Below are 4,286 nucleotides of genomic sequence, written 5' to 3'. Positions count from 1 at the left end.
ATGTCTTATCTTAGCAGAAGTTTGCCAATCAAGAAATACTTTTAGGTCCGTATAAGTTTTCACTATATTGTCATTGTTTACTTCTATTTTATGACTTCAAATAAGATAAAATATTACTAACAAACAAATCATGAAGATTATAAAATAAATGGTTATTAAAATGATGCGTAGAGGTGAATCCGATGACAATACCAATGAAACCAACTCATTCCATTGAAATAAAAGAATTACTTAGATTTGCAGATCGGAAATTTAAAAGTGAAAGAGGAAGCTTTTTATTTCAAGAAGGAATGGTTGCCGAAGAACTTTACATTATCATTTCTGGAAAAGTTCAAATTAGTAAAATCACATCAGATGGTCGTGAACTTTCGTTAAGAATTTGTGGGGAAAATGATATTTGCGGAGAATTAACCCTTTTTACGGATAATCCTAGGTATTTATTAAGTGCAATGGTTCTTGAAGAAGGAGAAGTTGTTGCAATAAAAAAAGATGTAATTGAAAGCGAAATTTTTCAAAATAGTAAACTTGCCTTTGAATTCATGAAATGGATGAGTGATCATTTCCGTAAAACGCAAACAAAGTTTCGCGATCTTGTCCTAAATGGGAAACGCGGGGCATTATTTTCAACTCTTATCCGTATGTCAAATAGTTATGGTATTAAAAAAGATAACGGAATCCTCATTGACCTTCCGCTTACAAACCAAGAACTGGCTAATTTCTGCGGTACATCTCGTGAAAGTACCAACCGAATTTTAAGCGAATTAAAAAAAGATAAAATCATTTCTGTTAAAAAAGGGAAAATATCCATTTTGGATTTACAATACTTAAAAAATGAAATAGATTGTGAAAATTGTTCTGCAGTCTATTGCAATATTGAATAGGATGGAGAACCATCCTATTTTTTATTTTCCTTAAGTAACATTTCTGACAAGGCTGTCTCACAAAAATGGGGCAGCCTTGTACTGTTTTTCTAATTTTCCTGTACTTGCTTTTCTCTTAATGCTTTTGGGATATAAACACAGAATGGCTCGCTTTCCAGATAATCTCCAGTCATCGCATAGGCTCTTGACCTTGATCCTCCGCAAACATGACGGAATTCACAAACACCGCATTTTCCTTTAAAGAGGTCAGGGTTCCTTAATGATTTAAATATTGGTGATTCACGGTAAATTTCTGCTAATGGGGTTTCACGAATATTACCCGCTTTAACTGGAAGTAGTCCACTTGGATATACATCCCCAATATGGGAGATAAAAACAAATCCATTTCCATCATTAACACCTTTTGGAGCTCGTCCCAATCCGTCAATGGAGCCCGTTAATCCTTTTTCTGTTAATGCACTTAAATATTCGATTTCATCGGTTGTTTCTTTCGCTTCACGCATTTTTTGTTGAATCACAACCCGACGGTAGTGCATTGCTTCTGTCGTTTTGATATCAAAAGAAACCCGCTTACTTAAATCATATAACCATCTGAAAACTTTTTCATGTTGAATAGGAGAAATCATATCCGATTCTTGACCTCTTCCTGTTGGAACTAGGAAAAAGACACTCCATAACACGCAGCCTAAATCCTCTACCATTTTTGCCATTTCATCAAGATAGTCAATATTGTAACGGGAAATTACCGTATTTATTTGAATAGGTAATCCAACCTCATGCAAATATTTTATTTTCTCCATGGTAAGGTCGAAGGAACCTGCCGTTCCTCTAAAATGATCATGAATCTCGGCTTTAGGACCATCAATACTAAATGCCCAACGTGCTAGACCTACTTCTTTCGCCTTTTCAATAGCTTCTTTGGTTACATTCGGTGTCGCACTTGGCGTCATTGATACCCGTACACCTTTTTCAACTGCATATTTTGCAATTTCAAAAACATCTTCTCTCATCAACGGGTCCCCGCCTGTAAAAACAAGCATTGGATTGTTCATTTCATATATTTGATCAATTAAATTTTTTCCTTCTTCAAACGAAAGTTCACGTGGATCTCTTCTATACTGGGCATCCGCACGGCAGTGCAGGCACTTTAATTGGCAAGCTCTAGTGAGTTCCCAAATAACGATAAATGGGTCTTTATTAAAATCTCGGCTAAAATTCATATTGAATATGCCTCCTAATACTGGCTTTTAAATCAAATAGCCTTATTAACCTGTATTATAAAGGTGTTTATGTTCGGAAAAAGTGAACTATCTCACATTCCTGGCCAATATATATGTCAGAAAAGTGAAGAATAAAAAAAACAGCAGAAAAGTTCTGCTGTTTTTAGCGAATTCCTAAGGCGATTTTCGCATAGCGTGACATCATATCTTTATTCCAAGGAGGATTGAAAACAATATTTACTTCGACCTCTTTGACTTCTGGAATATCAGCCAATGCTCGTTTAACTTGGTCCACAATCGTACCAGCAAGCGGGCAGCCCATTGATGTTAATGTCATCGTAATGGTTACATTCCCTTCATCATCCATTTCCGTATCATATACTAACCCTAAATTTACGATGTCCACTCCAAGTTCAGGGTCAATAACTAACTCTAACGCGCCTAATATATTTTCTTTTAACTCTTCATTCATTTTTATTCCACTCCTCAAATGTCTTTGTCCTAAATTTATTATAGCAAATAACTTTGTTTTCCTTAAAATTGAGACTTCACAAAAAAAAGTATATAGTTTTTTTATACCTATTGGTGTGAATTTTTTTACAGTTTCGTTATAAAATTGTTAACATAGTGAATATAGAAATAATAAAAGTTACAGGAAACAGCTATATTTATATTAGAGTGTATCACGAATATAATTTTTTTCCTAAAGCGACAAATCATTATTCGTGATGAAATTATTATTAGAAGGAGTTCTTATGGCAAATAGACACTTAATTGCATTAGATTTAGATGGAACTTTATTGAAAGATGATAAAACCATATCTTTAAAAACAAAAGAAATTATTAAAAAGGCAAGAGAATTAGGACATATCGTCATGATTGCAACGGGCAGGCCTTTTCGTTCCTGTGAAATGTATTATCGTGAATTGAATTTAGACACACCAATTGTCAATTTCAATGGTGCGTTTATGCATTATCCCGGAAAGCCCGGCTGGGGTTATCACGAACCACTTGATATCAAGGTTGCGCACGAAATAGTTGAAGCGTGTAGAAGCTTTCATTTTCATAATATAATCGCGGAAGTAATCGATGATGTCTACTTCCACTATCATGATGAAAAGCTTTTAGACATTTTTAATTTTGGAAACCCTAACATCACGACAGGAGATTTAGCCGATTATTTAAAGGATTCACCTACAAGTTTGTTAGTTCATACAGAGGAAGATCAATTAAATTTAATACGCGATCATTTATCTGCAGTTCATGCGGAAGTAATTGATCATCGCAGTTGGGCAGCACCATGGCATGTGGTTGAAATTATTAAGTCCGGCTTAAATAAGGCTGTTGGATTGAAAAAGGCTTCTGATTATTATAGTATCCCTGCGGAAAGAGTAATTGCTTTTGGCGACGAAGACAACGATCTAGAAATGCTTGAATATGCTGGTCATGGGATTGCCATGGGAAATGCCATTGATAAAGTAAAAAACATTGCAAATGACGTTACTTTAAGTAACGAAGATGATGGAGTGGGACAATATTTGGCAAATTTGTTAAATATAAAATTTTAACATCCTTTCGCCAGTGTTTACCTAAATGAACGTCCTCATTTTTGTACATACTATATTCTGAGGCAGCAATGCTGTTTCAAAATGAGCCTTGAGCATATTGGAGGGATTCGAATGGGTAAACGAAACAAATCAAAACGCTTTGTCCAGCAAGGAGTGGATACGGTCAGTAAACATGCGGAACGTATCCCCTACCACATGACCTATGCTGAAGCGGAAGCTCAGAAGATGGCCAATGTGCAAGAATCCTCGCTTGGAGGAATATAAAATGGGAAACCAATTGTTCCAAGAAGCACGAAGATTTGTTGAAATGGCGAAATCGGCCAACCCTGCTGAACTTGATTCTGCTGTGGCGAAAGCGAAAAATGCATTAAGTTCTGCTTATGCAAATTCCACTGTAGCAGAGCAAGCACAGCTCCAACAAATGCAACAAGAGCTTGATCAACTGTCTTAACCCGAAAAGCGGAAGCGCCTTGCACAGGGGCGACAGGCATAAGACGAGCAGGCCTGAAGGTTGCTTTTTAACCTTCATGACTGATTGGCTTATGACCGCGAGCCCCTAGGCGCTGTAGCTAGACAACAAGAAAAGCGGAAGCGCCATTGCGCTTCCGCTTTTCTTG

6 protein-coding genes are annotated in these 4,286 nt (G+C 36.4%); 4 read left to right on the top strand and 2 right to left on the bottom strand.

Annotation, left to right across the window (positions count from 1 at the left end):
• The first annotated feature begins 182 nt into the window (after nt 1-182).
• A complete protein-coding gene (locus V7659_RS29335) occupies nt 183-881 on the top strand; it encodes a Crp/Fnr family transcriptional regulator (protein WP_335543568.1) in 699 nt (232 codons plus the stop codon).
• 89 nt (nt 882-970) lie between these two features.
• Here the strand turns inward: V7659_RS29335 and V7659_RS29330 are convergent, their stop codons facing one another.
• Both V7659_RS29330 and V7659_RS29325 read right to left on the bottom strand, forming a co-directional pair.
• Complete coding sequence (locus tag V7659_RS29330) at nt 971-2,101, bottom strand: TIGR04053 family radical SAM/SPASM domain-containing protein (RefSeq protein ID WP_335543567.1); 1,131 nt, start codon at nt 2,099-2,101, stop codon at nt 971-973.
• A 163-nt stretch (nt 2,102-2,264) separates the two neighbouring features.
• A complete protein-coding gene (locus tag V7659_RS29325) occupies nt 2,265-2,573 on the bottom strand; it encodes a metal-sulfur cluster assembly factor (protein ID WP_335543566.1) in 309 nt (102 codons plus the stop codon).
• A gap of 283 nt (nt 2,574-2,856) precedes the next feature.
• Between V7659_RS29325 and V7659_RS29320 the strand changes: the two genes are divergently transcribed.
• The 3 genes from V7659_RS29320 to V7659_RS29310 all read left to right on the top strand — a co-directional run bounded on the left by V7659_RS29320 (nt 2,857) and on the right by V7659_RS29310 (nt 4,120).
• Nucleotides 2,857-3,669, top strand: a complete 813-nt coding sequence (locus V7659_RS29320) for a Cof-type HAD-IIB family hydrolase (protein ID WP_335543565.1) — start codon at nt 2,857-2,859, stop codon at nt 3,667-3,669.
• A gap of 111 nt (nt 3,670-3,780) precedes the next feature.
• On the top strand, nt 3,781-3,933 hold the full coding sequence (locus V7659_RS29315) for a hypothetical protein (RefSeq protein WP_166258563.1): 153 nt from the start codon (nt 3,781-3,783) through the stop codon (nt 3,931-3,933).
• A gap of 1 nt (nt 3,934) precedes the next feature.
• Entirely contained in the window at nt 3,935-4,120 is a 186-nt protein-coding gene (locus tag V7659_RS29310; RefSeq protein WP_335543564.1) for a DUF3813 domain-containing protein, read from the top strand.
• Nucleotides 4,121-4,286: the final 166 nt, after the last annotated feature.

Origin of the sequence: Neobacillus drentensis (assembly GCF_036966985.1) — a bacterium.
Classification (GTDB): Bacteria; Bacillota; Bacilli; order Bacillales; family Cytobacillaceae; genus Neobacillus; species Neobacillus drentensis_E.
The sequence above is the reverse complement of the archived record's forward strand: the minus strand, read 5'-3'. Positions and strand labels throughout refer to the sequence as shown.